Annotated in this window: 1 protein-coding gene; it reads left to right on the forward strand. The window is 63.8% G+C overall.

The window, feature by feature from the left end; genetic code table 11:
* Positions 1 to 484: 484 nt before the first annotated feature.
* Positions 485 to 2,605 (forward strand): recombinase family protein, encoded by a 2,121-nt coding sequence (locus Q664_RS10735; protein WP_043393133.1) that lies wholly within the window; start codon positions 485 to 487, stop codon positions 2,603 to 2,605.
* Positions 2,606 to 2,616 lie beyond the last annotated feature (11 nt).

Consider the following 2,616-nt stretch of genomic DNA (forward strand, 5'->3'; position numbering starts at 1 on the left):
GTAGGGCTCAAACTGCACCCCAAGGTGCAGCGAGTTCAGAATGTGTGAGCATCATCTTCCCAGTGCACCCATTACGAGGCATGCGCTTGGCGGTGGTGCGCACCGTCCGTAGCCAGAATGGGCGGCAGTACATTGATGCCGAGCATCCAAGTGGAGGGCTCATTCGGCTGCCAGTTGAGTGGACGGATCGCTCCATTCCCATGGTTGTTCCGGTTCATGGTGGTCGGCAGGTCCGACTGAGTGCCAGCGCCCTCCTGGAACTTGCCCGCGCAGTCAGCATAGCGCCAGGCAAGTCCCCCGCTTTGGAGCCTCCTCTCAAACCCGAGGGGGAGCCTAGGTTCACTCATGCCAGCGCCGCGGTTGCCCGAAGCCGACCTGCCCTGGTCGCACCTGCCCGCGACAGCAAGGGGCGCATTGCTGGGAGCCTGGGCCAGCCTGCTGCACAAGGTGCTGCGCGCCGAGGCCGACGGCGCGGAGGAGGACCATGAGCGACAAGATACAGGCGACCCACCTCGAACGCCGAGCCGTCGTCTATCTGCGACAGTCCACGCTCAAGCAGGTCCACGAGCATCGTGAGTCCACGGCTCGCCAGTATGCCTTGAGACAGCGTGCGCAGGAGCTTGGCTGGCCGGCCGAGCGCATCGACGTCCTTGATGAGGACCTGGGGCAAAGCGGCGCTGGGACGGCCTGGCGCTCTGGTTTCCAGCGACTGGCCGAGGACGTCGCCCACGGACGCGTCGGTGTCATCTTCGCGCTCGAGGTCTCTCGGCTGGCGCGTTCCTCCGCGGACTGGCAGCACTTGCTGGACTTGTGCGCCCTGGCCGACGTTCTCATCGCGGATGAGCAGGCCGTCTACACCCCACGAGACTACAACGACCGGCTCCTGCTGGGGCTCAAGGGCACCATGAGCGAGGCCGAGCAATACTGGATGCGACTGCGGCTACAGGGTGGAAAGCTGTCCAAGGCCCGGCGCGGTGAGCTCTTCCTCGTGCCTCCTGTCGGTTACCAATGGGACGAAGCGACGCACCGGCTACGCCTGGACCCAGACGAGCAAGTGCAACGTGCGGTGCGGCTGGTCTTCGAGCGTTTCCGCCTCGACAGCAGTGCCTACGCGGTCGTGCGGTACTTTGCCCACCATGGATTGAAGCTACCGACGCACCAACTCCGGGGAAGGCAACTGCATTGGGAGCCCCCGCGTCACAAGGGCGTGCTCGACATGCTCCACAACCCTCTGTACGCAGGCGCCTATGTCTATGGCCGCAAGGAAGTCCGGATGGCGTTGGTGCAAGGAGAGCTGAAGCAACGGCACACCACGTTCCTGCCGCGCCAGGACTGGAAGGTATGTCTGCGCGACCACCACCCGGCCTACATCAGCTGGGAGGAGTTCATGGCCAACCAGGAGAGGCTCCAGGGCAATCGGACGAAGCACCTGCCGCATCAGCATGGCGCCGCTCGTGAAGGAGCTGCGTTGTTGCAAGGCCTGGTTCTGTGTGGACGGTGCGGCCACCGCATGAGCATCAGCTACCGCGGCACCCAGCACCACCCCTATTACGAATGCCGAAGTGCCTCCGTGCTGGTGGAAGGCAAGCAGCTGTGTTGGATGGTGGCAGCCCGGGGCATTGATGAAGCAGTCGCCCGGCTGTTCCTGGAGGCCGTGCAACCTCCAGAGGTGGAGCTCGGACTGGCTGTGGCGCGCGAAGTGGAACGCCAGGCCGAGCAGCTCCATCAGCAGTGGAAGCTGCGGCTGGAACGGACGCGTTACGAGGCGCAGCTCGCCGAACGCCGCTACAAGGCCGTGGACCCGGACAATCGGGTGGTGGCCCGCACACTCGAAACCGAGTGGAACGACAAACTGCGCGAGCTGCAGGAACTGGAGAGCGAGTACCAGCAGGTGCTGCGCCGTCAGAAGCTGGAGCTGACCGAGGAGGATAGAACGCGCATTCTCGCACTGGCCAAGGACCTGCCGCGTGTCTGGAACGCACCGAGCACGACGAACGCGGAGCGCAAGAATCTCTTACGCATCCTGGTGCAGAAGGTAGCGCTGAGTCCGACCGAGGAGCCGAAGGGAATGACCCGCGTCCAAGTGGTGTGGGTGACTGGGGCGGTCAGCGACTTCACCGTGCCGCGCCGCACGGGATTCCATACGCGGAAGAATCCACCCGAGGCCATCGAGCTCATCAACCGCTTGTTCAAGCAGAAGAAGACGGATGCGCAGATAGTGGCGGAGCTCAACCAACGCGGCTTGCACTCGGGCGCCAACATTCCCTGGAACACGAGGACAGTAGCGCGGGTGCGTAGCCGCCAGGGCCTACGCCACCTGCCCATGTCTGTAGGTACCGGACAACAGCCTGCTCGCCGGGCAGATGGGCTCTATTCCGTCCGCGGCGTAGCCGGACGTTTCAATGTCTCCGAGGCCATCGTGCGCTATTGGATGAAGAGAGGATGGCTCGAACCTGTGGAGGGCGGTGGTCGCGGGCATGTCTGCTGGTTCAAGCTCGACCGTAAAACGCTCAAGAGGCTCAACGCGGCCAAGGCCCGAGGGCTCGGCGCTATCGGCTCCATGGATTCTCAAACCCATTCGCACCATGGGGTGCATTATGCGTGATACGTCCCGGT

Source organism: Archangium violaceum Cb vi76, assembly GCF_000733295.1.
Classification (GTDB): Bacteria; Myxococcota; Myxococcia; order Myxococcales; family Myxococcaceae; genus Archangium; species Archangium violaceum.